The sequence below is a fragment of the Kitasatospora sp. NPDC028961 genome, assembly GCF_055564815.1.
On the sequence record NZ_JBVHVO010000001.1, the window covers coordinates 195,756 to 219,829 of the forward strand.

19 protein-coding genes are annotated in these 24,074 nt (G+C 72.4%); 5 read left to right on the forward strand and 14 right to left on the reverse strand.

Going from position 1 to position 24,074, the window contains the following annotated elements; genetic code table 11:
* Positions 1-166: 166 nt before the first annotated feature.
* The 8 genes from pyrE to ACZ4UX_RS00915 form a co-directional block, all read right to left on the reverse strand.
* A complete protein-coding gene (gene pyrE, locus ACZ4UX_RS00880) occupies positions 167-703 on the reverse strand; it encodes an orotate phosphoribosyltransferase (protein ID WP_329488728.1) in 537 nt (178 codons plus the stop codon).
* 30 nt (positions 704-733) lie between these two features.
* On the reverse strand, positions 734-1,894 hold the full coding sequence (locus ACZ4UX_RS00885; protein ID WP_465704685.1) for an SRPBCC domain-containing protein: 1,161 nt from the start codon (positions 1,892-1,894) through the stop codon (positions 734-736).
* A gap of 174 nt (positions 1,895-2,068) precedes the next feature.
* The gene (locus ACZ4UX_RS00890) at positions 2,069-3,703 is read right to left on the reverse strand and encodes a polyamine aminopropyltransferase (protein WP_465704687.1); all 1,635 of its coding nucleotides are present in this window, start codon (positions 3,701-3,703) and stop codon (positions 2,069-2,071) included.
* A gap of 142 nt (positions 3,704-3,845) precedes the next feature.
* Positions 3,846-4,373, reverse strand: a complete 528-nt coding sequence (locus ACZ4UX_RS00895; RefSeq protein WP_329488726.1) for a DUF2617 family protein — start codon at positions 4,371-4,373, stop codon at positions 3,846-3,848.
* Between the two features lie 463 nt (positions 4,374-4,836).
* The gene (locus ACZ4UX_RS00900) at positions 4,837-5,997 is read right to left on the reverse strand and encodes a pyridoxal phosphate-dependent aminotransferase (RefSeq protein WP_465704689.1); all 1,161 of its coding nucleotides are present in this window, start codon (positions 5,995-5,997) and stop codon (positions 4,837-4,839) included.
* A 123-nt stretch (positions 5,998-6,120) separates the two neighbouring features.
* Complete coding sequence (locus tag ACZ4UX_RS00905; protein ID WP_329488724.1) at positions 6,121-6,684, reverse strand: type III secretion system chaperone family protein; 564 nt, start codon at positions 6,682-6,684, stop codon at positions 6,121-6,123.
* A gap of 228 nt (positions 6,685-6,912) precedes the next feature.
* Positions 6,913-9,519, reverse strand: coding sequence for an ATP-dependent chaperone ClpB (gene clpB / locus ACZ4UX_RS00910; RefSeq protein ID WP_465704691.1), 2,607 nt, complete (start codon positions 9,517-9,519; stop codon positions 6,913-6,915).
* Between the two features lie 105 nt (positions 9,520-9,624).
* Positions 9,625-10,617, reverse strand: coding sequence for a LysR family transcriptional regulator (locus ACZ4UX_RS00915; RefSeq protein ID WP_465704693.1), 993 nt, complete (start codon positions 10,615-10,617; stop codon positions 9,625-9,627).
* A 70-nt stretch (positions 10,618-10,687) separates the two neighbouring features.
* On the opposite strand from ACZ4UX_RS00915, the gene ACZ4UX_RS00920 reads away from it, so the two are divergent.
* From ACZ4UX_RS00920 to ACZ4UX_RS00930, 3 genes are all read left to right on the forward strand, one after another.
* Positions 10,688-11,788, forward strand: coding sequence for a TDT family transporter (locus ACZ4UX_RS00920; protein WP_465704695.1), 1,101 nt, complete (start codon positions 10,688-10,690; stop codon positions 11,786-11,788).
* A gap of 683 nt (positions 11,789-12,471) precedes the next feature.
* Positions 12,472-13,461, forward strand: coding sequence for a LuxR C-terminal-related transcriptional regulator (locus ACZ4UX_RS00925; protein WP_329488720.1), 990 nt, complete (start codon positions 12,472-12,474; stop codon positions 13,459-13,461).
* Positions 13,454-14,515, forward strand: coding sequence for a helix-turn-helix transcriptional regulator (locus ACZ4UX_RS00930; RefSeq protein WP_465704697.1), 1,062 nt, complete (start codon positions 13,454-13,456; stop codon positions 14,513-14,515). The genes ACZ4UX_RS00925 and ACZ4UX_RS00930 overlap by 8 nt, the downstream gene beginning before the upstream one ends.
* A gap of 7 nt (positions 14,516-14,522) precedes the next feature.
* Here ACZ4UX_RS00930 and ACZ4UX_RS00935 read toward each other — a convergent pair whose 3' ends face one another.
* On the reverse strand, positions 14,523-15,149 hold the full coding sequence (locus tag ACZ4UX_RS00935; protein WP_329488718.1) for a hypothetical protein: 627 nt from the start codon (positions 15,147-15,149) through the stop codon (positions 14,523-14,525).
* A gap of 357 nt (positions 15,150-15,506) precedes the next feature.
* Here ACZ4UX_RS00935 and ACZ4UX_RS00940 point away from each other — a divergent pair, with 357 nt between their 5' ends.
* Complete coding sequence (locus ACZ4UX_RS00940) at positions 15,507-15,665, forward strand: hypothetical protein (RefSeq protein ID WP_352288445.1); 159 nt, start codon at positions 15,507-15,509, stop codon at positions 15,663-15,665.
* A 73-nt stretch (positions 15,666-15,738) separates the two neighbouring features.
* On the opposite strand, the gene ACZ4UX_RS00945 is transcribed toward ACZ4UX_RS00940, so the two are convergent.
* From ACZ4UX_RS00945 to dnaK, 5 genes are all read right to left on the reverse strand, one after another.
* Positions 15,739-16,728, reverse strand: coding sequence for a helix-turn-helix domain-containing protein (locus ACZ4UX_RS00945; RefSeq protein WP_359804040.1), 990 nt, complete (start codon positions 16,726-16,728; stop codon positions 15,739-15,741).
* Positions 16,729-16,940: 212 nt separating this feature from the next.
* Positions 16,941-17,447, reverse strand: a complete 507-nt coding sequence (locus ACZ4UX_RS00950) for a heat shock protein transcriptional repressor HspR (protein WP_329488715.1) — start codon at positions 17,445-17,447, stop codon at positions 16,941-16,943.
* Positions 17,448-17,454: 7 nt separating this feature from the next.
* Positions 17,455-18,603 carry a molecular chaperone DnaJ gene (gene dnaJ, locus ACZ4UX_RS00955; RefSeq protein WP_329488714.1) on the reverse strand — a complete coding sequence of 383 codons (1,149 nt, stop codon included), beginning with the start codon at positions 18,601-18,603 and terminating at the stop codon, positions 17,455-17,457.
* A 165-nt stretch (positions 18,604-18,768) separates the two neighbouring features.
* Positions 18,769-19,389: a nucleotide exchange factor GrpE gene (gene grpE / locus ACZ4UX_RS00960; protein WP_329488713.1), complete on the reverse strand. Its 621-nt coding sequence runs from the start codon at positions 19,387-19,389 to the stop codon at positions 18,769-18,771.
* Positions 19,386-21,224, reverse strand: a complete 1,839-nt coding sequence (gene dnaK / locus ACZ4UX_RS00965) for a molecular chaperone DnaK (RefSeq protein ID WP_329488712.1) — start codon at positions 21,222-21,224, stop codon at positions 19,386-19,388. Before dnaK ends, grpE begins: the two co-directional genes overlap by 4 nt.
* Positions 21,225-21,516: 292 nt before the next feature.
* On the opposite strand from dnaK, the gene ACZ4UX_RS00970 reads away from it, so the two are divergent.
* Positions 21,517-23,733 carry a (Fe-S)-binding protein gene (locus ACZ4UX_RS00970; RefSeq protein ID WP_465704699.1) on the forward strand — a complete coding sequence of 739 codons (2,217 nt, stop codon included), beginning with the start codon at positions 21,517-21,519 and terminating at the stop codon, positions 23,731-23,733.
* Positions 23,734-24,074 lie beyond the last annotated feature (341 nt).

A 24,074-nucleotide genomic window follows, 5' to 3' on the forward strand; every position in this document is an offset into this window, starting at 1 on the left:
GAACCTACACGACCACACTCCCCGGGTGTGTTAACCCCCCCCCCCGCCTCTCTCACCCCCCAATCCCCCCCCCCCCCCTTCCTCCCCCCCCCCCCCCCCCCCCCCCCCCCCGCCCCCGGCCGTTTCCGCTGTGCCGCCGTTCCGCCGGGCTACCGGCGCGCGCGGGTCAGAGGCCCAGGTCGGCCAGGTCGTACGCGGTCACGTACGGCAGGCCGGTGGCCTCGACCGCGGCGGCGCCGCCCCGCTCCACGATCACCGCGACGCCGACCACCTCGGCACCCGCCTCGCGCAGCGCCTCGACGGCGGTCAGCACCGACCCGCCGGTGGTGGAGGTGTCCTCGACGGCCAGCACCCGGCGGCCCTTGACCTCGGGGCCCTCGATCCGGCGCTGCAGACCGTGCGCCTTGCCCGCCTTGCGGACCACGAACGCGTCCAGCTCGCGGCCGCGCGCGGCGGCGGCGTGCAGCATCGCGGCGGCCACCGGGTCGGCGCCGAGCGTCAGGCCGCCGACGGCGTCGTACTCCAGGTGCTCGGTCGCGTCCAGCATCACCCGGCCCACCAGCGGGGCGGCCTGGGCGTCCAGCGTGATCCGGCGCAGGTCGACGTAGTAGTCGGCCTCCTTGCCGGAGGAAAGGGTGACCTTGCCGTGCACGACGGCCTTGTCCTTGATCTGTGCCAGCAGGGCGTCGCGGTCGTTGCTCATGAGCGTTCAGTCTAGGGGGTGCCCGGCCTTCTAACGTCGGCGCAGGGCCCTGGCCAGGACCACGGCGCCGCCGATCAGGGCCACGCCGCCGCCGATCATCCACGGCACCGCGCTGCGGCCGCCCGGTCCCGGCACCACGATGCCGCCGGCCTCGCCGCCCCAGCGGGACGCCGCCCGGGCCCGCGCGCTGCGGGCCGGCAGGGCGGGGGCGTACGGGCCGCGCGGCGGGGCGTGGTCGACCTCCTCGGCGGAGCGGCCGACGATGCTGCGGCGGACCGGGCCGCCGAGCACCGGCTCCTGCTCGTAGCCGAAGGGCAGGTCGGCGGGGAGCTCGGTGCCGGCGCCGTCCCCGGCCTCGGCGGCGGGGCCGTCGACGTCGGCGGCCTCCTCACGGTCGTCCTCCTCGCGGTCGCCGCCGATCGGGAGGCCGAAGCGCTCGGCGTCGGCGTCGGAGAAGGCGATGAGGTCGGAGAGGTCGTCGTCGAGGTCGTCGCCGGGGTTGTCCTGGTGGTCGTCCAGGAAGAGCACGGTGGCGGTGGGCTCCTCGTCGTCCTCCGCTTCGTCCTCGTCCTCTGCCTCGACGTCGGTGTCCTCGGCGGTGGCCGCCTCCTCGGCGTCCTCGGCTTCCGCCTCGATGTCGGCGTCCGCCGCCTCCACGGCGGTTTCCACCTCGACGTCCGCCTCCACCTCGACGTCCCGCGCCTCGACGTCGGCGTCCGCGGCCTCCGCCGCCGCCGCCGCCTCCGCCTCGGGGGAGGCGAGGGCGGCGGCGAAGCGGTCGAGCAGGCGGCGGCCGGCGCCGGCGAGGGTCTCGCCGTCGAACTCGGTGAGCCGGCCGGTGGCGCTCAGGTCGCCGACGAAGCGGACCAGCGTGGTCCCGGCCGCGGTGCCGTCGGCGGTGGCGACCCGGAGGGTGGCGGTGGCCTCGCCGCTGCCGCGCGCCTCCTCGCCCTCGGCGAACACGGTGAGGACGCCCTCGCGGCCCTCGATCAGTGACAGCACGCCCTTGTAGGTGATGGTGGAGGTGCCGATCCGCAGCTTCAGCCGCCCGCTGATCTCCTCGGCGGACCCGCTGCCGACGGCGGCCGGCTCGGTGCTCAGCCCGGGGACGCAACGGGCCAGCAGAGCCGGATCCTGCAGGGCCTGCCGGACCAGCTCGGCCGGCATCGGGACGACAACCTCATGCTCCATGTCACGGAGCCTACCGACCGAACCCGCGGTGGTCCCCGCAGTGGCCCCTACCTGCCGTCGGGACGTCCCCGACCGGCCGCACCCGGCCCTCCGCCGACCGCTCGTGGCCGCCCTCCGCCCGGTTCCGTCCGCTCGGCCCCGCCCGGTTCCGCCCGCTTCACCCCGGGCGATCCGTCAGCGCGGCCCCAGCAGGGTCAGCGCGGCCGGCGGGCGGGCCGGGCGGAGGGCGGTCAGGTAGGCGGCGGCGGCCCGCAGGGCGTCCGCGGTGAACGCGCGCGGCGGCGGGGCGTCCGGGGCGAGGGTGAGCGGGGGCTGGGCGGCGGCGGCCAGCAGGAAGGCCTGGCTGTCCGGTGAGCCGGGCCGGCAGCTCGCGGCGGGGCCGCCCCGGACGGCGTACGGGACGGTCCGCAGCCCGGCGGCCCGCAGGCCGGACTCGACCTGCCAGAGGCCGTTCGGCTCGTCGTCCGCCCGGACGGCGAGCCGCCCGCCGGGCGCGAGCAGCCGGGTGGCGAGGCCGTAGAACTCCTGCGAGTGGAACTTCACCGTCCCGCTGTCGGCGGGGCCGGGCAGATCGGCGAGCACCACGTCGAAGGACGCCTCGCCCGGGTGCACGCCGCGCAGCCACTCCAGCGGGTCCGCGGTGGCGGTCCGCACCCGGGGGTCGTCCAGGGAGTGGCCGGAGAGCGCGGCCAGGCCCGGGTCGGTCCTGGCCAGCCGGGCGAGGGCCGGGTCGGCGTCGACCACCAGCACCGAGCGGACGCCGCCGTGCCGCAGCACCTCCCGCGCGGCGAGGCCGTCACCGCCGCCGAGCAGCAGCACCCGGGCGTCCGGCCCGGCCGCCATCGCGGGGTGGACCAGGGCCTCGCTGCCCCGGTACTCGTCCGGACCGCAGACCGCGAGCCGCCCGTCCAGGTACAGCCGCAGCGGGCCCTCGGCGGGGCCGGTGAGCACGATCTCCTGGTACCGGGTGTGGACGGCGTACCGGACCTGCCCGCCGTAGAGGGCCTGCCGGGCGGCGCGTTCGATCGCGCCGGACCAGACGGCGGCCGCGGCGAGCAGGGCGAGGACGAGGGCGCAGCCGCCCCAGAGCAGCAGCCGGGTGCGGGGCGGGGGCTCTTCGCGGAACAGCCAGAGCACCACCGCGGCCCCGGCGACGGCGTTGACGGCGCCGGTGACCAGGGCGCCGGTGCCGGGGCCGAGGAGCGGCAGGATCAGGAACGGGAAGGCGAGGCCGCCGATCAGCGCGCCCACGTAGTCGGCGGCGAAGAGGTCGGCCGCGGCCCGCCCGGCGTCCTCCCGGCGGATCCGCTGGACGAGCGTCATCAGCAGCGGGATCTCGGCGCCGATCAGGACCCCGATCAGACAGGTCAGGGCGATCATCGCGGCCTGGTACCGGCCGATCCAGGCCCAGCAGGAGTACAGGGCGAGGACGGAGAGGCCGCCGGTGAGCGCGAGCGCGCACTCGACCAGCGCGAAGGCGGTGGCCGGGCGGCGGGTGAACCGTTTGGCGAGCAGCGAGCCCAGCCCCATCGCGAACACCATGACGGAGAGCACGACGGAGGTTTGGGTGACCGAGTCCCCGAGCAGATAGCTGCCGAGCGCGACGAGTTCGAGCTCGTAGACGAGTCCGCAGGCGGCGCAGACGAACGCCGCCAGCAGGACGGTGAGCCGGGAGAGCGCGGGGTGGGCGCGCAGCCGGGCCCTGCGGCGGGCGGGCAGAGGGGTCAGGCTCCGCCCGGGCCGGGGTGGGCTGCCGTTGTCGAGGTCGAGTCCCGGCTGTGCGGGTGGACCGGCCGGATGGTTGATCACGAACAAACGCTAGGCGACGTTCGGTACGGATGGCTGCGTCCATTCGACGGACAGTGCGATACGACAGGTTGACGAATCGTTCCTGCGTACGAATGAAGGCCGATGTGCGGATCTATGACCCCATCGGGATCGGCGGCCGTGCTCACCGGGTCGCCACCAGGGAGGACCGCGTACAGACCAGCTGGCCCTCCTGCGGATAGGCGTGCCAGGTGCGCCAGAGCAGCCGGTCCGCGGCGCCCTGGGTGACCAGCGCGGTGAACGCGCTCGGGTCGCCCGGGAAGACGCCGGCCAGGCCGCGGGGGTGGCCCTCGACCAGGGCCAGCAACTCCTGGGCGCGAGCGGCGAAGTCGTGCGGCGGCAGCGCCTCGATCCGGGCCGCGAACTCGTACTCCCAGCCGTCCACCTGTTTGGCCACCCGGGCCGGCAGTGGGGTCCGGCGGCCGGGCAGGCAGGCGACGGTCTCCAGGCATCTGCCGGGCCCGGCGGCGATCACCACCTGGTGCGAGGCGCCCAGCAGCCGCAGCTGGAGGGTGCCGGGCGGCCCGGGGCGCCCGGCGTTGGCGAGTCTCAGGTCGCGGACTGCGAGAGCGGGCAGCGGGTCGCCGCCCAGGCACCAGGCCAGGTCACCGGCGCGGGTGTCCGTGTAGGAGGTCTGCAGTGTGGTGAGCATGCTCGGCTCCGCGTTTCAGCTCCGTGCGCGCCCGCCGTGCAGCAGCGAGTAGGCCTGGGCAAAGGCGAGGCTGTTCGTGGCTGTGCGGTCCAGGGCGCGGCCGACCGTGGAAGGAAGGATTCCGGCTGGAGATTCAGCAGCAGAGAAGCATGAATACGCCGGGTCCGTCGGTGATTTACCCAACTTTGTCAAGCATTCACCGTTTCGAGCACCCCGGCTTCCCCGCTCTGATCGAGCCGGTGTGCGACTTTGCACAGCGCGCGCCCCTCGCCCCGGTTCGCGCGCCGTGCGCGCTGCGCGCACGCCACTCATGACGCGCGCACGCCCCGGTCCCCACCGCGCCCCGCGCACGGGGCACACGAAGGACCGGGGCGGGCCCGGCGAACCTCGGCCGGGGGCAATCGCCGCCCCCGGCAGATCAATTGACTATTCGTCAGGACGTGCGACGCGTACCGTCCGATGGTCAGAGCCGACCGAGTCGGCTGACCGCCTCCTCCAGGACCTCGTCCTGCTTGCAGAAGGTGAAACGGACCAGCGAGCGGCCGGCCTCGGTGTCGTCGTAGAAGACGACATTGGGGATCGCGACGACGCCGCAGCGCTCGGGCAGGGCACGGCAGAACTCGATGCCGTCCTTCTCGCCCAGCGGGGTGATGTCGGTGGTGATGAAGTAGGTGCCCTCCGGTCGGAACACCCGGAACCCGGCCGCGCTCAGCCCGTCGGCGAGCAGGTCCCGCTTGCGCAGCAGATCGGCGCGGAACCCGTCGAAGTACTCGTCGGGCAGCCGCAGGGCGTCGGCGACGGCGTACTGGAAGGGACCGGCACTGACGTAGGTCAGGTACTGCTTCGCGGTGCGGACGGCGGCGACCAGGGGCGCCGAGCCGGTGACCCAGCCGACCTTCCAGCCGGTGAAGGAGAAGGTCTTGCCGGCCGAGGAGATCGACACGGTGCGCTCGCGCATGCCCGGGAGCGCGGCGATCGGGTGGTGGGCGCCGCTGAACACCAGGTGCTCGTAGACCTCGTCGGTGACCACCAGCAGGTCGTGCTCGACGGCGATCGCGGCGATCGCGGCCAGTTCGTCGGCGGAGAGCACCAGGCCGGTGGGGTTGTGCGGGGAGTTGAGCAGCAGCAGCCGGGTGCGCGGGGTGACCAGCGCGCGCAGTCGCTCCAGGTCGGGGCGGAAGTCCGGGGCACGCAGGGTGAGCGGGACGCGGACGGCGCCGGCCATGGCGATGCAGGCGGCGTAGGAGTCGTAGAAGGGTTCGAGGGCGATCACCTCGTCGCCCGGCTCCAGCAGCGCCAGCAGGGCGGCGGCGATCGCCTCGGTGGCCCCGGCGGTGACGAGCACCTCGGTGTCCGGGTCGTAGACGAGGCCGCGGAAGCGCTGCTGGTGCTCGGCGATCGCGCTCCGCAGCTCGGGGATGCCGGGGCCGGGCGGGTACTGGTTGCCCCGGCCCGCGAGGACGGCGTCGGCGGCGGCCCGGGCGATCTCGGCCGGTCCGTCGGTGTCCGGGAACCCCTGGCCGAGGTTGATGGAGCCGGTGGCGGTGGCGAGGGCGGACATCTCGGCGAAGATCGTCGTGCCCATCCCGGCCAGCCGTCGGTTCAGCAGCGGCCTCGTACCCATTGCGGCTCCTCACGCCTCGTCGTCGGCCCCATCCTGGGGCAGCGGGTGGCCGGGGACAAGAACGGCCCGCCGCCGGGGGTGCCGGGGCGGGCCGTGCCGCGGAGCGGAGCGGTGGCGGGAGGATCAGGCCTCGTTGGTGCCCTCGGGGGCCTCGCCCTCGCCCTCCTCGCCCTCGATCTCCTTCTGCAGGCCGAGGCGCTCGACGATCCACTGCTCGAAGCCGACGGCGGCCTGGGTCCAGTTGGCGGTGGTGGTGACGAAGTAGTCCAGGTTCACGCCGGTGCCGACGATCATCTGGGCCTCGCCGATCAGGCGGACCACGCCGTCCTCGTGCGTGTGGGTGTAGACCTTGGGCCAGAGGGTCTCGCGGTTCCACTCGTCGATGAGGTCGAGGATCTCGGCCTTGTCCTCCAGCGGGTAGGCGCGGTCGTAGAACGCGCGGACCGCGAAGAGCTCCTTCTGCTCGCCGCGGAACATGTAGTAGACGCGGAAGCCCTCCCAGGGGGCGGTGAGGTCGCCCTCCTCGTCCACGACGTGCTTGAGCTGCATCTGGTCCAGCAGCTGGGTCACCAGGGCCTGGTCCGGGACGACGATCGGCGGCGGGCCGGCCGGCCGACCTCCCTGGCCGCCGGGCTGGCCGCCCTGCGGCACGCCGAACGACGGGATGGACGACGGGTCGATGCTCATGGGGGTCCTCTTCCTCAGTGCACGTGGTGGCCGGCAATGAGAGGCCGCCCTTCCATCTCCCATCCTGCCTCATCCTGGGCCTGCCTCACAGGGGCGGCCGGGCGGCGGGCGGGCACCTGTGGATCTTGCCGGGGCCCCCGGTCGGGGCTGTGGCCACCGAGGGTGAGCGCGGCACCGGGCCGCCCCCTCGGGGAGCGGGGGGCGGCCCGGTCCGGGGGCTGCGCTGGGCTACTTCTCCAGCGGGCCGCGGGACCGGACGGTGAGGTGGTCGCCCTCCTCGGCCCGTTCGACCAGGACGGTGTCGCCGTCGTGCACCTGGCCCGAGAGGATGGCCCGGGCGAGCTGGTCGCCGATCGCGGACTGCACCAGGCGGCGCAGCGGCCGGGCGCCGTACGCGGGGTCGTAGCCGGTGAGCGCCAGCCAGTCCCGGGCGGCCTCGTCGACGTGGAGGGTGAGCCGGCGCTCACCCAGCCGGGCGGCCAGCCGGGCGACCTGGAGGTCGACGATCCGGCTCAGCTCGGCGGTGCCCAGCGGCTCGAAGACCACGATGTCGTCGAGGCGGTTGAGGAACTCGGGCTTGAACGCGGCCCGCACCGAGTCCAGCACCAGCCGCTTCTTCATCTCCTCCGGGGTGGCCGGGTCCACGAGGAACTGGCTGCCCAGGTTGGAGGTGAGGATCAGGATCGCGTTGCGGAAGTCGACCGTGCGGCCCTGGCCGTCGGTGAGCCGGCCGTCGTCCAGCACCTGGAGCAGGACGTCGAAGACCTCGGGGTGGGCCTTCTCCACCTCGTCCAGCAGCACCACGCTGTAGGGGCGGCGGCGGACCGCCTCGGTGAGCTGGCCGCCCTCCTCGTAGCCGACGTACCCGGGCGGGGCGCCGACCAGGCGGGAGACGGAGTGCTTCTCGCCGTACTCGCTCATGTCGATCCGGACCATCGCCCGCTCGTCGTCGAAGAGGAAGTCGGCCAGGGCCTTGGCGAGTTCGGTCTTGCCGACGCCGGTGGGGCCGAGGAACAGGAAGGAGCCGGTCGGCCGGTCCGGGTCGGCGATGCCGGAGCGGGTGCGCCGCACCGCGTCCGAGACGGCCTGGACGGCCTCCGCCTGGCCGATCAGGCGTCGGCCCAACTCGTCCTCCATGCGCAGGAGTTTGGAGCTCTCGCCCTCCAGCAGCCGGCCGGCCGGGATGCCCGTCCAGGAGGCGACCACATCGGCGATGTCGTCCGGGCCGACCTCCTCCTTGACCATGGAGGAGGTGGCGTCCCGCTCCTCGGCGCCCTCCTGCGCCTCGGTCAACTCCTGCTCGGCGGCCGGGATCTCGGCGTACATCAGCTTGGAGGCGCGCTCGAAGTCGCCGTCCCGCTGGGCCCGGTCGAGGGCGCCGTGCAGGTCGTCGAGCCGCTCCTTCAGCTCGCCGACCCGGTTGAGGCTCTTCTTCTCCTGCTCCCACCGGGCGGTGAGCACGCTCAACTGCTCGTTCTTGTCGGCGAGATCGCGCCGGAGCCGGGTCAGCCGGTCGACCGAGGCCGGGTCGGACTCCTTCTCCAGGGCCAGCTCCTCCATCCGCAGCCGGTCGACGGCGCGCTGGAGCTCGTCGATCTCGACGGGGGAGGAGTCGATCTCCATCCGGAGCCGGGAGGCCGCCTCGTCGACCAGGTCGATCGCCTTGTCGGGCAGGAAGCGCGAGGTGATGTAGCGGTTGGACAGGGTGGCGGCGGCGACCAGGGCGGCGTCCGAGATCTGCACCTTGTGGTGCGCCTCGTACCGGCCCTTGAGGCCGCGCAGGATGGCGATCGAGTCCTCCACGCTGGGCTCGCCGACCAGCACCTGCTGGAACCGGCGCTCCAGGGCCGGGTCCTTCTCGATCCGCTCGCGGTACTCGTCCAGCGTGGTGGCGCCGACCATCCGCAGCTCGCCGCGGGCCAGCATCGGCTTGAGCATGTTGCCCGCGTCCATCGCGGAGTCCCCGCCGGCGCCCGCGCCGACCATGGTGTGCAGCTCGTCGATGAAGGTGACGACCTGGCCGTCGCTCTGCTTGATGTCGTTCAGGACGGCCTTCAGCCGCTCCTCGAACTCGCCGCGGTACTTGGCGCCGGCGACCATCGCGCCGAGGTCCAGCGCGACCAGCCGCTTGCCGCGCAGCGACTCCGGCACGTCACCGGCCACGATGCGCTGGGCCAGGCCCTCGACCACGGCGGTCTTGCCGACACCGGGCTCGCCGATCAGCACTGGGTTGTTCTTGGTGCGCCGGGAGAGCACCTGGACGACCCGGCGGATCTCCTGGTCGCGCCCGATGACCGGGTCGAGCTTGCCGTCCCGGGCGGCCTGGGTGAGGTCGGTGCCGTACTTCTCCAGGGCCTTGTAGGTGCCCTCCGGGTCGGGGGAGGTGACCCGGCCGCTGCCGCGGACGTCCTTGAACGCGGCGAGCAGGGCCTTCGCGGTGGCGCCCCGCTGGGCGAGCAGGTCGGCGACCGCGCCGCCCTCGGCGGCCAGGCCGACCATCAGGTGCTCGGTGGAGACGTACTGGTCGTCCAGGTCCTCGGCGCGCTTGCCGGCCTCGGTGAGCACGGCCAGCGTGTCGCGGGCCAGCTGGGGCGCGGCGACGGTGGAGCCCATCGCGCGGGGCAGTCCGGTCAGCAGCCGGCGGGCCTCGGTGTCGATCCGGGTCGCGTCCGCGCCGACCGCCTTGAGCAGCGGCCCGGCGATGCCCTCGGGCTGCTCCAGCAGGGCGATCAGGATGTGCACCGGCTTGACGTCCGGATTCCCCGCGGCGCCGGCCTGCCGGATCGCGGCGGACAGGGCGTCCTGCGTCTTGGTGGTGAACTTGCTGGCGTCCACTGCTGGGGTGTCCTCCTCGCTGATGGCGAACTGCTTCGTACGGGCGGCGGCCCCCGGCCACCGACCCTGCTGAGTACAGCATGCACTAAGTTGAGTCTATTCCGCTCAACCTTCGGATGAACGCTTGGGGTGCCCGGAGGCGGTGTACCGGTCGAGCCGCGGCGCGGGCTGCCAGCCGCTGCGGACGGACGGCCCGGTCCGCCGGGTCAGCACCAGCAGCTCCCGGGCCGGCCCGCCCGGCCGGTGGCCGGCCGGCCAGACCGCGCGCAGCGGCCGCCGCAGGTCCAGCCCCTCGGCCAGCGGCACGGCCACCAGCCGCCGGGTCGCCAGCTCCTCCGTCACCGCCAGCTCGCTCAGGCAGACCGGTCCGGCGCCGGTCATCGCCGCCGCCTTCAGCGCGGTGGACGAGGCCAGCTCCAGCCGCGGCTTGGCGGCGCCGCCGAACGGCGCCAGCGCCATCTCCAGGACCTCCCGGGTGCCCGACCCGGGCTCGCGCAGCACCAGCGGGGTGGCGGCCAGCTCGGGGCCGGTCACCGGGGAGCGGCGGCGCGCCCAGGGGTGGCCGGGCGCCACCACGACCACCAGCCGGTCGGCGGCCACCACCGCGCCGGCCAGCCCCGGCGGGGTGGACGGTCCCTCGACGAAGCCGAGGTCGGCCTCGCCGGCCAGCACGTGCCCGGCGACGTCGGAGGAGTTGGCCGTCCGCAGGATCACCGCCGTGCCCGGGCTGCTGTCGTGCAGCGCCAGCAGCCAGCCCGGCATCAGGTACTCGGCGACGGTCAGGCTGGCCACCACCACCAGCCGGGCGTCCCGCCGCTCGCGCAGCGCGTCGATCCCGGCGTCCAGCGCCTGCGCCGCCTCGACCACGTGCCGGGCCCACTCGACCACCAGCAGCCCGGCCTTGGTCGGTCGGGAGCCGCGCGGGGACCGTTCCAGCAGGGGGACGCCGATCTGTCGCTCCATGCCCTTGATCCGGGCGCTCGCCGTCGGCTGGCTCACGCCCAGCTCGGCCGCCGCCCGGCCGACGCTGCCCAGTCGTGCCACCGTGAGGAGCAGTTCCAGGGCGCCGAGCTCGGGGACGTGCGGGGAGAGAGCCATAGATTCAGGCTATGCCCTCATAGGTCGGTGGGCGCTACCGGTGGCCGGAGGCGGACGGCACGGTGGTTCCATGGCCATCCTCACCGGCGTCCGACCGCTCACCCGCACCGCCCGCTTCGACCTCGCCCAGCTCGGTCCCAACTGGTACGCGGTGGTGATGGGCACCGCGATCGTCGGCAACGGCGCGGTCGCGCTGCCCGTCCGGCTGCCGGGGCTGATCGGGTTCGGCGAGCTGATGTGGGCGCTCGGCGCGGTCGCGCTGCTGGTGCTCGTCCCCGCGCGGGTGGTCCACCTCCTCCGGTACCGCGCCGAGGCCCGCGCCCACCTGCTGGACAACCCGGCCACCGCGGTCTTCTACGGGTGCCCGCCGATCGCCATGCTCTCGGTCGGCCTGGGCACCCTCACCCTCGGCTCGCGGGTGATCGGCACCGGCCCGGCCGTCGCGGTGGACGCGGCGCTCTGGGGCATCGGCACGCTCTATGCCCTGGCGGTCGCGGCCGGCGTCCCGTACCTGATGATCACCCGGCACGCCGTCTCCCCGCTGGAGGCCAACCCGACCTGGCTGCTGCCGGTGGTGGCGCCGCTGGTCGCCTCCGCGACCGGCCCCGCGCTCGTCCCGCACCTGCCGGCCGGCACCGCGCAGCAGAGTCTGCTGTACGGCTGCTGCGCGCTGTTCGGGGTCGGGCTGCTGGCCATCCTGGCGCTGCTGCCGGTGGTGCTCACCGGGCTGGTGCACAGCAAGCTGTCCGCCCTGGTGCTCACCCCGTCGCTCTTCCTGGTGCTCGGCCCGCTCGGTCAGTCCACCACGGCCGTCCACCAACTCGCCGACGCCGCACGCCCGGTGGCGCCGCAGCTGGCACCGGTGGCGCTCGCCCTCGCCGAGCTCTACGGGGTGGCGGTGCTCGGGGTCGCGATGCTCTGGCTGGTCATCGCCACCGCGGCCAACCTGCGGGCCCGCCGGGCCGGGATGCCCTTCACGATGACCTGGTGGGCCTACACCTTCCCGGTCGGCACCTGCGTCACCGGCGCCTCCGCGCTCGCCCGGCACACCGGTTTCGCCGGGTTCACCGGCCTCGCGGCCGGGCTCTTCGTCCTGCTGGCCGCCGCCTGGGCCGTGGCGGCCGGCGGCACCGCGGCCGGGCTGGCCGGCGGCAGGCTGCTGGCCCGCTAGCAGAGCCGTCACGGTAGCGGCAAGAGCGGTCACGATAGGTGACCGGAGCGTGGAGGGGGATTCTGTGAAGGGATCGTGCAGGATCGGCGAAGGCTGCCCGATGGGGCAGTCCGGATTCGGAGCGCCCCGCTCCGCAGCCGACTGAACGGACGGTCGCCGCCCGCCCCGCCATCGCCCTGACCTGGCCTTCCTTCCCCGACCCCGGTGGTCCGCCCGGGGGCCGCCACGGATTCACGGTGCAGGTTCCTGCAATTGCGAAAACATGCAGTCGGGCGGCACTTGTTCACCGGCCGTCACGCTGTGATGGTGGAGACACGCCAAGCCGTCCGGGCGATCGCAGCCCGATGGTGGTGACTTGCTCTTCGATACTGGATGCGAGAGGTACGTCCGTACCTGCATGTCGGGGGGAAGAGCGCCGGCCGGGACGCCATGTGTGGTGATGGTCCCCGGGACCGGAACCGGCGAGGCGTTGCTGCTCCGCCTCGCCGGGAGCGCCCTGGGATTGGCGTGCTACCGGCGACCCCCGGGAAACCCGTGTGCGACGGCACCCGGTCCCCGGGGGTCCGCCGGTCGGCAGTACCGTGATCGCGTGCGGCGCGCGGTACCGCGACCACGATCGACCCGTGCGGGGGGCACGCGCGGCACAGGCAGATCCGAGACCCATCCGGCAGGGAGTGTTCGAGGTGACGGCGGATCCGACGGCCGCCCCGGGCACCAGCGCGCCGGGCGGTGAGCCCGACGAGGCGGCCCGGCAGCTCTACCTGGCCGTCCTCGCCCGTGGCGGCCGCGTCCCCGCCGCCGACGTCCCCGAGTCCGACCGGGCCGCGCTGCGGCTCCTGGTCGACATCGGCCTGCTGATGCCCAACCCGATGGACGCCTGCTACACCGCCGTCAGCCCGCGCTCGGTCAGCGACCGGCTCGGCGCCGAACTGCGCAGCGAGGCCACCCGGCTGCTGGTCCGCGCCGAGAACCTGCCCGGCGCGCTGGACACCCTCACCCGGGCGTACGACGCGATGCCCCGCCCGCCCGAGCGCTCCGGCGGCGCCGTCTACATCGAGGGCCACGTCCACATCCGCCAGCGCATCTCCCAACTGGTCGCCGACTGCCGGACGGAGGTCCTCACCGCCCAGCCGGGCCACCGCCCGGCCGACGCCCTGAAGATCGCGCTCCTCCAGGACCTCCGGCTGCTGCAGCGCGGCTGCTCGCTGCGCACCGTCTACCAGCCGGTCGCGGTCTCCGACCCGGCCGCGCTCGCCTACGCGGACGAGGTCACCCGGCACGGCTCGCAGATCCGGATCCTGGACGAGCCGTTCCAGCGCCTGTTCGTCTTCGACCGCTCGGTCGCGGTGATCTCCGCCAACGAGGACCACAGCACCGCCGCCTTCATCTCCGACCCGGCCGCGATCGCCTTCCTGGTCGGCGCCTTCGAACGCGACTGGGCCCGGGCCGACCCCACCGACTGGGCCGGCACCCTCGCCCGGGGCGTCGCGCAGGAGGCCCCCGACCGGGTCGGCCGGCTGCTCGCCAAGGGCCTCACCCAGCGCACCGTCGCCACCCGGCTGGGCCTCAGCGAGCGCACCGTGGCCGCGCACATCTCCCGGCTGCGCGAGCGCCACGGCGCACAGACCCTGTTCCAGCTCGGCTGGCTGATGCGGGGCGGCCGCGATGACTGACGCCGCGATGACCGAGGCCGCGATGACCGACGCCGCGATGACCGACGCCGCGATGACCGATGCCGCGATGACCGATGCCGCGATGACCGAGGCCCCGCTGCCGGACGCCGACGCCCGCGAGCTGTACCGGACCATCCTGCGCGAGGGCGGCCGGCTGCCGATCGCCGAGGTGAGCGCCCAGGACGCCCGGTCGGTCCGGCAGCTGACCGACGTCGGGCTGCTCACACCGCGCTACGCGGACGGCGTGTACAGCGTGGTGAACCCGCGTGCCGTCGGGGAGCGGATCGGGGCCGGGCTGCGCGAGGAGGGGGCGCGCCTGCTGGCCCGGGCGGCGCTCGTCCCGGAGCTGATCGACGACCTGACGAAGGCCTACGACGCCGCGCCCGGCCGGGAGGACCGCACCGGCGGCGCCCGGCGGATCACCGGCATGGGGCAGATCCGCCACCTGATCTCACAGCTCGCCGACGAGCACCACCGCGAGGCCTGGGCGGCCCAGCCCGGCGGCGCCCGGCCGGCCGCCCACATGCGGGACGCGCTGGAGCACACCCGCCGCTACCTCGCCCGCGGCGGCACCATGCGCACGATCTACGAGGCGAGCGCCCGCCTCGACGCGCCGACGGTCGAGTACGCGGCGGCGTCGGCCCGGCTCGGCAGCCCGATCCGCACCCTGGCCGCGCCGTTCAGGCGGGTGCTGATCTTCGATCGCAGGGTGGCGCTGATCCCGGCCGCGCCGGACAACACCAGCGCGGCCCTGGTGGAGGACTCCGCGACGGTCGCCTTCCTGGTGGACGTGTTCGAGCAGCAGTGGCGCCAGGCGGAGGGGGTGAACTGGTCGGCGCTGGCCGCCGGCGCCACCGAGCCGGTGGTGCACGACCAGATCGGCCGGCTGCTGTCGCAGGGGCTGACGCAGCGGACGATCGCGGGCCGGCTGGGGCTGAGCGAGCGGACGGTGGCCGGTCACATCTCGCGTCTGCGCGAGCTCTACGACGCGGAGACGCTCTTCCAGCTCGGCTGGCAGATGCGGGGAGCCCGGCCGGGGGAGTCCGATGGGTGAGCCGGGGTCAGCCGGTCGCCGCGCCGGTCGGCCAGTAGCCGGTCGGACCGACCACCGGGGGCTGCTGGCGCGGGATGCTGAACTGGTCGCCGGGGGCGGTCCAGAAACCCTCGCGCAGCGAGAGCGCCATGCCGGCCCAGTCGAGGGCGGTCTCCACGGTGTGGTGGAGGGCCTCCTGCGACCAGGTGTCGTCGAAGACCAGCGGCAGCACCGGGGCGACCTGCTCGATGGTGGCGATCAGCGGGTTGTGCGTGATCGCCTCGTCCACCAGCAGGACGATCGGCTTGCGCAGCGCCGACGCCCAGCCCAGTTCCAGGCTCACACCGGCGGAGAGCGGCGCACCGACGTAGGCGAAGACCAGGTCGGCGGACTGCAGGGCCCGGAAGTCCGACGGCACCCGGGGCTCGGGGGCCCGGCCGGCGATCGTCCAGGCGTCACTGTGGTGGGCGCTGTACACGGCGGCACCGCTGCGCAGGAGCGTGGTGCGAAGTGTCGTCAGCCGCGTCCGGCTGGCCAGGGTCACCACGCTGTCCGCGGGGCCGGTCAACCGCATCAGCGGCGCGGCCAGGAACACACGTGCACGCCGGCCCTCGGGGGCCTGGCTGTCGTGGTGACGCAGGTAGGGCTCGGTCATGTCGACTCCGGGGGAAGGCCGACCGGATTGGGGGACGGTGCCGGCAGGCGTTGAGAGTAGTTGCTGCTTCAGGTGGATCCAGTGCCCTGTGGTGACGAAGAATTGACCGTACAGCAACAGGTTTTTGACCTGGTGCTGGACCATCGGGGGCGAACTGATCGTCTATCAGTGGTCACGCTCGCGTCCAGGTTTCTGCCCTGTCATCTGGCTGCCTGGCAGGGAGATGACGCCGCCGGGGGACAACGGGGAGGTGACACCACAACTCGGCGTGCGGCATCATGTGGACTCCAGTGCTATTAGTTCGGCTAGAGCAACTTTCGGAAAGGGAGTGGGCTGGTGTCCCGTATGTCCAGGCTTGTGCGCAAGGTCGTGCTTCCGATTGCCATCGCGGCCGGAGCTTTGGCCGGTGTCTGCGTCCTGTCAAACGGTACGCAGCCGCAGGTGGACGCAGGTGCCGGGGATTCCCGCGCCAAGGCCGCCGTTTACCTCGTCGCCAATGACATGAACTGGGGCTGACCGCTCCCTGTCATAGCGGACGTTCGAGTGCCGAAAGGCTCCAGGCGCGGGCGCCCGCCGCCGTTCGGGGCCCTCACTCCGGCCGGTGCTGCGCGGCCCGGCCGAGGACGTAGCCCAGCTGGAACAGGGAGTCGACGTTGTAGTCCTCCCGCATCTCGGCGATATGTCGCGCCAGCGTGCGCTCGCTGATGCCGAGTCTGCGGGCGATGACCCGATGGTTCGTACCGGAAAGAAGCAGGTCGATGATCGTCTGACGCAGCCGGGAGACCACCTGCTGCGGGACGGTGGTGTCGCCGTCGAACTCCAGCGCCCGGCCCCAGTTCCGCTCGAATACCTCTTCCACGAGATATTTGATGACCGCCGGATCGTGGATGAAAGCGGCCAGGTCGTCATCGCCCACCGGAATTACCGCGAGCCGCCGGTCGACAATGATGAGGCGGGCATAGGGCTCGTCCAGGGTGCGAAACTGATAACCCTCCTTCGCCAGCCGGGACACGTATTCGCGGGTGGGCTGGTGGTATCGGGTGCTCGCGTTGTAGATCGTGCGCATCGAAGCGCCCTGCTGCAGGCTCTTGAGGTCCCGTTCCATTCCCGCGGCGAGCAGCTCGGGCGGGCGGGGGCCGCCCGGCTGCATGGCGAGGCCCTCGGTCATCCCGGTGGCCATGCATTGCTGGAGGCGCTGATTGATGAGCGCTTTGCCCTGGACGTATTCGATGGGGCCGCCCGACTGGTCGGGGCTGTGAAAGGCGTCGGCCAATTCGCTGAGATCGGCCGGCAGGGCGACGGCGCGGGCCAGCAGGTCGAGGGCCTGGCGCTGCCAGGCGGAGCTCAGGCTGAAGGAGAGCTGGGCCGGGTCGACCGCGATGAGCGAGCCGGGTTCGTCACTGTCCGGAATGAGCAGACCGAGGTCCATGAGCTCGCGGAGCGCGGCGGTCTCGCCCGGGCCGGCGCCGATTGTCAGCCGGCCGTTGCCGTGGACGGTCCTGAGATAGAGCGAGCGGGCGTCGGCAGACAGTATTCGCGATCCGCCACCTGCGGGACCGGGCTGCTCTCGCCCACTCATCTTCGGCTCCCTGTCGTCGACCGGACAAGTAGTCAACGTTCTAAAGTCGGTTGTACCAGGCATCCTAGGTCGCGGTCACGGCCGGTAAGGACTGCCACCGACAGCTCTGCCTGCCAGGGGCACGCTCCGGTCCAGCACTCTCTCACAGACGACCGAGCCGCCGGCACCCCCCGATCAGGAGGGAGCCGGCGGCGGGTGCCGTGGTGGCGGGGTTACCGCTTGGGACGCCAGACGACCAGGGCGCTGGACTGGCTCGGCGGCTGGTAGGGGACGAGATCCCGCCGGTAGGAGGCGTGGACGGCGGCCTCGCGCTGCTGGAGCGCGGAGGCGGCGCCTTCGAGCGAGTCGACCAGCTCGGTGATCCGCGACTGCAGCGCGGTGACCTGGTTCTCCAGCTCGATGATCCGCTTGATGCCGGCGAGGTTGATGCCCTCGTCCTGGGACAGCCGCTGCACCTCGCGCAGCTGCTGGATGTCGCGGCTGGAGTAGCGGCGGCCGCGGCCCGCGGTGCGGTCGGGACAGACCAGGCCGAGCCGGTCGTACTGGCGCAGGGTCTGCGGGTGCAGGCCGGAGAGCTCGGCGGCGACCGAGATCACGTAGACCGGGGTGTCCTCGGTGAGGACGTAGTGCGGCGGCGGTGCCGCACGGCGGGCACGCGGGGCGCCGCCGGGCAGGCCTTCGCCGATGCCGGGCCCGATCGGGCCGCTGTCGGGGGTCATCTGGTCGTCACGCTCCCTTCGCCGCCTTGAAGAGGGCGGCTCGCGGGTCGTCGGAGGCGGTGGCCTCGCGGTACTGCTCCAGGGCCGTCAGCGCGTCGCCGGTGACGTGCTGGGGCACCACGACCTCCACGGTGACCAGGAGGTCGCCCCGGGTGCCGTCCTTGCGGGTGGCGCCCTTGCCGCGGGCCCGCAGGGTGAGGCCGTTGGCGCTGCCCGGGGGCAGCCTGAGCTTCACCGAGGGGCCGTTGAGCGTCGGTACCTCGATGGTGCCGCCCAGAGCGGCTTCGGGGAAGGTCACCGGCACGGTCACCGTCAGGTTGTCGGCCTTGCGCCCGAAGACCGGGTGCGCGTCGACGTGCACGGTGACGTAGAGGTCGCCGGACTGGCCGCCGCGCTCGCCCTGGGCGCCCTTGCCCTTCAGCCGGATGCGCTGGGCGTCCTGGACGCCGGCCGGGATCCGGACCTGCATGGTGCGGGCCGAACTGGCCCGGCCGCTGCCGTGGCAGTCGGCGCACGGGTCGTCGACGATCATGCCGCGGCCGCGGCAGTCCCGGCACGGCTCGGACAGCGCGAAGGCGCCCTGGCCCCGGCTGACGGTGCCGGCGCCGACGCAGGTCGGGCAGACCCGCGGGGTGGTGCCGGCCTTGGCGCCGGTGCCGCTGCAGGTGCGGCAGGCGGCCTGGCTGGTCATCCGCAGCGGAACGGTCGCGCCGTCCACCGCCTCCTCGAAGGAGAGCGTCACCTCGGTCTCGACGTCCGCGCCGCGCCGCGGCTGGGCCTGCCGGCCGCCGCGGTTGAACAGGCCGCCGAAGACGTCGCCGATCCCGCCGCCGCCGGCGCCGCCGCCCTGGCTGCCGCTGAAGAGGTCGCCGAAGTCGAAGCTGTAGCTGCCCCCGCCGGGCCCGCCGGAGCGGAAGCCGCCGTTGGCGAAGAGCGTGCGCGCCTCGTCGTACTCCTTGCGGCGCTTCTCGTCCGACAGGACGTCATAGGCCTCGGAGATGTCCTTGAAGCGCTCTTCGGCCTTGGCGTCGCCCGTGTTCGCATCGGGGTGGAACTCGCGCGCCAGCTTGCGGTACGTCTTCTTGATCTCGGTGGCGGAGGCGTCCTTGGGCAGGCCGAGGACCTTGTAGTAGTCCTTCTCCACTCGCTCGCTCATGGCTGCCGCCACCTCCCGGAGTCAACAGGTAGGGATCCGGCGCGGGTGGGCCCGCCGGCCACGGATCCACCGGACTCCCCGCCGCGGGGAACCGGGTCAACGGATACGGCGCTGCGGAGCCGGCCGCCGTACTGGCCGGCGTACGACTCCGCAGCGCACGGGGTGTCAGCTGTCCGCGCCACCGTCAGCCTTGTCCGACTCCGCGGACTTCGCCGACTCGGCGTCCGGCGCGGAGGTGGTCTGGGTGCCCGGCTGGGGCTCCGCGACCGCCACCATCGCCGGGCGGATGATCCGCTCGCCGATCCGGTAGCCGGGCTGGAGGATCTGGACGCAGGTGTCCTCGGTGACGTCCGAGGAGTAGCTGTGCATCAGCGCCTCGTGCATGGTCGGGTCGAAGGGCTCGCCCTCCTTGCCGAACTGCTGGAGGCCCAGCTTGGCCACGACCGTCTCCAGCGACTCGGCGACGGACTTGAACCCGCCCGTCACCTCGCCGTGCTCGCGGGCCCGGCCGATGTCGTCCAGCACCGGGATCAGGGACTCCAGGATGTTGGAGACCGCGATCTCGCGGACCGTCAGACGGTCCCGCTCGACCCGCTTGCGGTAGTTCTGGTACTCGGCCTGAAGGCGCTGGAGGTCGGCGGTCCGCTCGGCGAGCTGCTTGGCGGCGGCGTCGCCCGCGGCACCGGTGGTGTCACCGGCTGCCGCGGCCTCCTCGGCGGCCTCGATCACGGCCTCCTCGGCGGCGGAGTCGTCGCCGGGCTCAGCACCCTGCGGCTTCTCCGTCATGCCGCACCGCCCTTGGGCTTCTCGTCGTCCACGATCTCGGCGTCGACGACGTCGTCGTCCTTGGCGCCGGCGGCGTCACCGGCCGGCGCGGCACCGGCGGCGTCGGCGTTGGCGTAGAGCGCCTGGCCGAGCTTCTGGGCGGTGGTGGAGACCTTCTCGGAGGCCTCGCGGATGGCCGCGATGTCCTCGCCCTTCAGGGTCTCCTTGAGCTCGCCGATGGCGGTCTCGACCTCGGTCTTGACGTCGGCCGGGAGCTTCTCCGCGTTGTCCGCGATGAACTTCTCGGTCGAGTAGACGAGCTGCTCGGCCTGGTTGCGGGTCTCGACCGACTCGCGGCGCTTGTGGTCCTCCTCCGCGTACTGCTCGGCCTCGCGCATCATGCGCTCGATGTCGTCCTTCGGCAGCGCGGAGCCGCCGGTGACGGTCATCTTCTGCTCCTTGCCGGTGCCGAGGTCCTTGGCGCCGACGTGCATGATGCCGTTGGCGTCGATGTCGAAGGTGACCTCGATCTGGGGCAGGCCGCGGGGGGCCGGCGGGAGACCGGTCAGCTCGAACATGCCGAGCTTCTTGTTGTACGCGGCGATCTCGCGCTCGCCCTGGTAGACCTGGATCTGCACGGACGGCTGGTTGTCCTCGGCCGTGGTGAAGATCTCCGAGCGCTTGGTCGGGATCGTGGTGTTGCGCTCGATCAGCTTGGTCATGATGCCGCCCTTGGTCTCGATGCCGAGGGACAGCGGGGTGACGTCGAGCAGCAGGACGTCCTTGACCTCGCCCTTGAGGACACCGGCCTGGAGCGCGGCGCCGATCGCGACGACCTCGTCCGGGTTGACGCCCTTGTTGGCGTCCTTGCCGCCGGTCAGCTCGCGGACGAGCTCGGCGACGGCGGGCATCCGGGTCGAGCCGCCGACCAGGACCACGTGGTCGATCTCGGACAGCGCGATGCCGGCGTCCTTGATGACGTTGTGGAACGGGACCTTGCAGCGCTCCAGCAGGTCGGAGGTCAGCTGCTGGAACTGGGCGCGGGTGAGCTTCTCGTCCAGGTGCAGCGGGCCCTCGGCGGAGGCCGTGATGTAGGGCAGGTTGATCGAGGTCTCGGAGGACGAGGACAGCTCGATCTTGGCCTTCTCGGCAGCCTCGCGCAGACGCTGGAGGGCCATCTTGTCCTTGGACAGGTCCACGCCGTGGCCGGCCTGGAAGACCTTGACCAGGTGGTCGACGACCTTCTGGTCCCAGTCGTCACCACCGAGGTGGTTGTCACCGTTGGTGGCCTTCACCTCGACGACCCCGTCGCCGATCTCCAGCAGGGACACGTCGAAGGTGCCGCCGCCGAGGTCGAAGACCAGAATGGTCTGGTCGTCCTTGTCCAGGCCGTAGGCCAGGGCGGCCGCGGTGGGCTCGTTGACGATGCGCAGGACGTTGAGGCCCGCGATCTCACCGGCCTCCTTGGTCGCCTGGCGCTCCGAGTCGGAGAAGTAGGCCGGGACGGTGATGACGGCGTCGGTGACCGTCTCGCCCAGGTAGGCCTCGGCGTCCCGCTTCAGCTTCTGCAGCACGAAGGCGCTGATCTGCTGGGGGTTGAAGTCCTTGCCGTCCAGGTTGATCTTCCACCCGGTGCCCATGTGGCGCTTGACCGAGCGGATGGTCCGGTCGACGTTGGTGACCGCCTGGCGCTTGGCGACCTCGCCGACCAGCACCTCGCCGTTCTTGGCGAAGGCCACGACGGACGGCGTGGTCCGCGCACCCTCGGCGTTCGTGATGACGGTGGGTTCGCCACCCTCAAGGACGCTGACGACCGAGTTCGTCGTACCGAGGTCGATGCCGACCGCGCGTGCCATCGTTGGTACCTCCACGGAAGAGTTGAGCTTTACAGGCTCAAGGATGCACGACTCGGCGGAGGGCGTCAACAGCTATGAGCCCAAGCGGCTCAACTTTGCTGAGCCGAAAATCGCGCCGACCCGCCGGAAGGCGTGGTGCGCCGGGCTCGCGTGACTGCCGCCATACCTTGAGCATCTTCTGGAGGAGTGTTGACGGGCGGTAATGTCCGGGCCGTCGGCCCGGCAAGTTACCGACGAGTACACTCGCACGCGTAGAAACTCTCACCAGGAAGCCGCAGGAGACGGAGAGCCGATGCAGCTAGCAGCGATCGTCATCTCGCTGGTCACGTTTGTGATCGGCACCGCGCTCGCCGCCCGTGCGGCGATGTACATCTTCAAGGTGGTGCGGACGGGTCAGTCCGACCCCACCAGATTCGGCGTGCCCGCCCAGCGGGTGAAGACCGTGGCGGTCGAGTTCGTCGGCCACACCAGGATGAACCGCTGGGGCGTCGTCGGCATCGCGCACTGGTTCGTCGCGGTGGGCTTCTTCACCCTCGGCCTCACCCTGCTGACCGCCTTCTTCCAGCTGTTCGACGCCGAGTTCGTGCTGCCGGTGCTCGGCGGCTGGCTGCCGTACGAGCTCTTCACCGAGCTGGTCGGCACGCTGACCACGCTGGGCATCGCGACCCTGATCGTGATCCGGCTGCTCAGCCTGCCGTCGCGGTCCGGCCGCAAGTCCCGGTTCGCCGGCTCGATCGCCTGGCAGGCCTTCTACGTCGAGTACACGATCCTCGGCATCGGCCTCTGCATCATGATCCTGCGCGGCCTGGAGGGCGCGCTGGAGAACGTCGGCTCGTACGAGGCGAAGTACCTGATCTCCTACCCGCTGGTGCTGGCCTTCAAGGGCCTGGCGCACGGCACGCTGGAGAACCTGATCTACCTCTTCGCGATGCTGAAGATCTGCATCTCCTTCGCGTGGGCGATCACCATCGGCATCAACCCCTCGATGGGCGTGGCCTGGCACCGCTTCCTCGCCTTCTTCAACATCTACTTCAAGCGCGAGGAGGACGGCGGCACCGCGCTCGGCGCCCTGCGGCCGATGACCAGCGGCGGCGCCCCGATCGACTTCGAGGACCCGGCCGACGACGCCGTCTTCGGCGTCTCCCAGGTCGAGCACTTCTCCTGGAAGGGCATCCTCGACTTCTCCACCTGCACCGAGTGCGGCCGCTGCCAGTCGCAGTGCCCCGCCTGGAACACCGGCAAGCCGCTCTCGCCCAAGCTGCTGATCATGAGCCTGCGCGAGCACGCCTTCGCCAAGGCGCCGTACCTGCTCGCCGGCGGCGGCAAGGACATGGAGGGCGAGGAGCGCGCCACCGCCGAGCAGCTGGCCGGCGTGCCCGCCGAGGCGCTCGCCGAGGCCGAGCGCCCGCTGATCGGCACCGCCGAGGAGGGCGGGGTCATCGACCCCGACGTGCTCTGGTCCTGCACCACCTGCGGCGCCTGCGTCGAGCAGTGCCCGGTGGACATCGAGCACATCGACCACATCGTCGACATGCGCCGCTACCAGGTGATGATCGAGAGCTCCTTCCCGACCGAGGCCGGGACGATGCTCAAGAACCTGGAGAACAAGGGCAACCCGTGGGGCATGGCCACCAAGGCCCGCCTGGACTGGGTCAAGGAGCTGAAGAAGGAGACCGGCATCGAGGTGCCGGTGATCGGTGAGGACATCGACCCCGCCGAGGTCGAGTACCTCTACTGGGTCGGCTGCGCCGGCGCCCTGGAGGACCGCGCCAAGAAGACCACCAAGGCCTTCGCGGAGCTGCTGCACACCGCCGGCGTGCAGTTCGCGATCCTCGGCAAGGAGGAGTCCTGCACCGGTGACTCCGCCCGCCGCCTGGGCAACGAGTTCCTCTTCCAGATGCTCGGCGCGCAGAACGTCGAGACCCTGAACGCGGCGCTGGAGGACGCTCCGAAGAAGCGGATCGTCGCCACCTGCCCGCACTGCTTCAACACCATCGCCAACGAGTACCCGCAGCTGGGCGGCCACTTCGAGGTCATCCACCACACCCAGCTGCTGCAGCACCTGATCGACGAGGGCAAGCTCGTCCCGGTGAACCCGGTCGAGGGCCTGATCACCTACCACGACCCCTGCTACCTGGGCCGGCACAACAAGGTCTACAGCCCGCCGCGCGAGATCATGGACAAGGTCCCCGGGTTGCGCCAGCAGGAGATGCACCGCCACAAGGAGCGCGGCTTCTGCTGCGGCGCCGGTGGCGCGCGGATGTGGATGGAGGAGCGCATCGGCAAGCGGATCAACACCGAGCGCGTGGACGAGGCGCTGTCGCTCAACCCCGACATCGTCTCCACCGCCTGCCCGTTCTGCCTGGTGATGCTCTCCGACTCGGTCAACGGGAAGAAGAACGAGGGCGCGGCCAAGGAGCACCTGAAGGTGGTCGACGTCGCCCAGCTGCTGCTCGACTCGGTGAAGGCACTGCCGCCGGCCGAGCCGGCGGAGACCGTCGACGCCTGACCGGTGACGGTCGGCCCGGTGCCTCCGGCCCGAGGGCGGTCGGCCCGGGCCACGACCGCCCGGCTGTTCGACAGTTCTGCTACAACTGCCCGGCCCGGTGGGTGCGACGAGCGCCCGCCGGGCCGGGCTTTTCGCCGGGCTCCGGTGCGGCTCGCACCCGGTTTTCCACCGGACTTGGCGCGGCGTTCTCCGGAGCGCCGCGCGGTGGGCGGGACGCCAACCGCCCGCCCGCCCGACCGGGCCCGGGTCGGAAGGAAATACAGTAGGCGCCGGACCGGCTCTGTGCCGGTCGACCCGTGCCGGCCGTCCGGACGGGTTTCCAGACCACTGACGGAGGTATC

Coding starts and splice junctions, on each gene's coding strand:
- ACZ4UX_RS00935 (WP_329488718.1), bottom strand. CDS start 15,149: ATGACCGAGCCCTACCTGCGTCACCACGACAGCCAGGCCCCCGAGGGC.
- ACZ4UX_RS00895 (WP_329488726.1), bottom strand. CDS start 4,373: ATGCTCACCACACTGCAGACCTCCTACACGGACACCCGCGCCGGTGAC.
- pyrE (WP_329488728.1), bottom strand. CDS start 703: ATGAGCAACGACCGCGACGCCCTGCTGGCACAGATCAAGGACAAGGCC.
- ACZ4UX_RS00950 (WP_329488715.1), bottom strand. CDS start 17,447: ATGACCCCCGACAGCGGCCCGATCGGGCCCGGCATCGGCGAAGGCCTG.
- ACZ4UX_RS00900 (WP_465704689.1), bottom strand. CDS start 5,997: ATGGGTACGAGGCCGCTGCTGAACCGACGGCTGGCCGGGATGGGCACG.
- ACZ4UX_RS00915 (WP_465704693.1), bottom strand. CDS start 10,617: ATGGCTCTCTCCCCGCACGTCCCCGAGCTCGGCGCCCTGGAACTGCTC.
- ACZ4UX_RS00920 (WP_465704695.1), top strand. CDS start 10,688: ATGGCCATCCTCACCGGCGTCCGACCGCTCACCCGCACCGCCCGCTTC.
- dnaJ (WP_329488714.1), bottom strand. CDS start 18,603: ATGAGCGAGCGAGTGGAGAAGGACTACTACAAGGTCCTCGGCCTGCCC.
- ACZ4UX_RS00905 (WP_329488724.1), bottom strand. CDS start 6,684: ATGAGCATCGACCCGTCGTCCATCCCGTCGTTCGGCGTGCCGCAGGGC.
- ACZ4UX_RS00945 (WP_359804040.1), bottom strand. CDS start 16,728: ATGAGTGGGCGAGAGCAGCCCGGTCCCGCAGGTGGCGGATCGCGAATA.
- ACZ4UX_RS00930 (WP_465704697.1), top strand. CDS start 13,454: ATGACTGACGCCGCGATGACCGAGGCCGCGATGACCGACGCCGCGATG.
- ACZ4UX_RS00970 (WP_465704699.1), top strand. CDS start 21,517: ATGCAGCTAGCAGCGATCGTCATCTCGCTGGTCACGTTTGTGATCGGC.
- dnaK (WP_329488712.1), bottom strand. CDS start 21,224: ATGGCACGCGCGGTCGGCATCGACCTCGGTACGACGAACTCGGTCGTC.
- grpE (WP_329488713.1), bottom strand. CDS start 19,389: ATGACGGAGAAGCCGCAGGGTGCTGAGCCCGGCGACGACTCCGCCGCC.
- ACZ4UX_RS00885 (WP_465704685.1), bottom strand. CDS start 1,894: ATGGAGCATGAGGTTGTCGTCCCGATGCCGGCCGAGCTGGTCCGGCAG.